Below are 2,244 nucleotides of genomic sequence, written 5' to 3' on the forward strand. Positions count from 1 at the left end.
CCCTACATGCGACGCCTGACGAAATGAGCTCATCAAGTAGCCCACTGTGAGCTACGAACAGACCTCTGCCATCACTCCGAACTCGCCGTGCAAGCGATAATCCAATGGGGCGCGGCCGCCGCATACGAACATCTACGGAAAGCTGCCTGCTTTCAGGCTGTCCGATCTGACGCACGTCCCCGGCGGGCCTTGGGACGTTGCGAGCAAGATGGGCGGACATTACGCGCGTATCCCTGATGATCTGATTCAGGGTCACTACATCGAGCTTCGCAAGAAGGCGGCGGCAGCGGCGGCAAATGGTTGAAATCCCGCCCAACGCCGCCGACCTCACCCCTTCCTCAGACGCGGCCCGCAGGGCCGAGGTAGAGCGTCTTGAGTTTGAACTTCTCGAAACCGACCGGGCGTAACGAAACCTACAAAAACGCGAGGTAGGGCAACGGTACTGGCTACGATGGATCGCGGCTGGAACGGGTATTGTCGTGATTTTGGGCATGGCAGCCACCTTGCTCACCTCGTCCACAATACCTTTTGGGGGCCGTTCCATTTTGCAAGTGGTGCTTTCTCAGTAGCGATGATCGTCGCACCCATCGCTTCGATCACAGCGATTACGGCTGCTCTTTTTGTCGGTGCGTTCCGTAAGTTTGATGAGAAAGACCTAGAGGCTTTGGGTAACGGCGCGGCGGGCGCATACAACACCTTCCGCAGCAACTGACCGGCATTGAATCCCCCATAGGTCGCCGCCGACCGATGGGTCAGCAACTTTCGGGCTGCGTTCACATTCCAGATGAGATCCGTTCGCAATATCTAAACCGCCGCTCCATCCCTGCCAGACCCCCGCCTGACGGCGGGCATCACCCTTCAGCATGTCCGCAAGGCTATACCCCAGCGGAATCCTGAAAATGCCTCGAAAAGAGCGTTCGTAAGGGTTGATATTAATCAACGGACACGCTATCTATTGGACATAACCCTTGCGGACAGTAGGCAACCTTGCAGGCGATCCTTTATGCCCGCGTCTCGACCGCTGACCAGACGCTCGCGCACCAGCGGACGCAGGCGGAGAAGGCAGGCTTCATCATTGATCAGGTGATCGCTGACGAAGGCGTATCGGGCGTCTCTGTGCCTTTCGCGGATCGCCCGCAGGCATCCCGCCTTTTCGATATTCTGCGCGCTGGTGACGTGCTGGTGTGCCGCTGGGTGGACCGGCTGGGCCGGGACTATGACGATGTGAAGAACACTATCAACGCCCTTATGAATAAGGGAATCGTGGTGAAGACGGTGATCAATGGCTTCACCTTTGACGGTGCGACCAAAGACCCTATCCAGAAGGCTGTGCGTGACAGTCTTATCGCCTTCATGGCTGCAACGGCACAGGCGCAGGCAGAGGCCACCAAGGCAGCCCAGCGGGCCGGGATCGACCATGCCAAGGCGTCTGCTGACGCAGACACCCGCTATCCGGGCAGGAAGCCCAGCTACAGCCGCAGCCAGCTTGACCATGTAGTCGCCGCGCTCGCTGGACCGTCTCCCAGCGTCTCCACCATCGCCCGCGACAGTGGCCTGACCCGGCAGACTGTCTTGCGTATCCGCGACGATCTGGCAGGCGCAGAGGCGGCATTGGCCCGCTGGGGGCTGTAGGGGTGACGGCGCGGCTGTGCTCAGAGCACTGGCTGGCTGACCCTGCGACGGGCTGAATGGGCCGCTGCCCGCCGTCAGGCGGGCATAATGTCACATATCCCACGTTTTCACCCGCCGGGACCCGTCCTAGGTGGTACGGGTGGGGGCCGCGAAAGCTCGCAGGTGCTGCTAAGTGGTTTCATAGCAACATTTTCCTTGCGGTTTCATCCGCAGATGCGTGATGCCGCCCGGAACGTATGCAACTGGCAGATGTGGCCTTGATGTAATGGAAGCCCCTTCCGGGACTCATCCGGCCCCAATTGAGTTGCATTTATGCAACATATCGGGGACCCGCCCAGAAACGCCCCATACCCCCTATTTCGGCGGCAAATCCGGCTCCATTTTTTGCGGTTGCATTGGCCGACTTTCATTGCACCCGGCCTGAACCGTTCACGGTTTGTCCTGTGACTTTTCCGGCGAAATGTGAGAGTATACAGGGGTCAAGAGGGCGTTGTTGCGTTAATCGGATGGAGGCCAAGGTGACCCTTTCCCGCTCTGCGTTCAGCGAACGGCTGTGATCTCGGCGGTGCCGAGGGCGTTGTATCTGTTCATGATGGCGATGCGGATCTGGAT

The 2,244-nt window shown here is 59.3% G+C and carries 2 protein-coding genes; both read left to right on the forward strand.

Annotation, left to right across the window (positions count from 1 at the left end; genetic code table 11):
• The first annotated feature begins 451 nt into the window (after nt 1-451).
• Nucleotides 452-712: a hypothetical protein gene (locus ACO2Q5_RS23840; RefSeq protein ID WP_423295708.1), complete on the forward strand. Its 261-nt coding sequence runs from the start codon at nt 452-454 to the stop codon at nt 710-712.
• Nucleotides 713-987: 275 nt separating this feature from the next.
• On the forward strand, nt 988-1,632 hold the full coding sequence (locus ACO2Q5_RS23845; protein ID WP_423295710.1) for a recombinase family protein: 645 nt from the start codon (nt 988-990) through the stop codon (nt 1,630-1,632).
• Nucleotides 1,633-2,244 lie beyond the last annotated feature (612 nt).

The sequence above is a fragment of the Neotabrizicola sp. VNH66 genome, assembly GCF_049445895.1.
Taxonomy (GTDB): domain Bacteria; phylum Pseudomonadota; class Alphaproteobacteria; order Rhodobacterales; family Rhodobacteraceae; genus Pseudogemmobacter.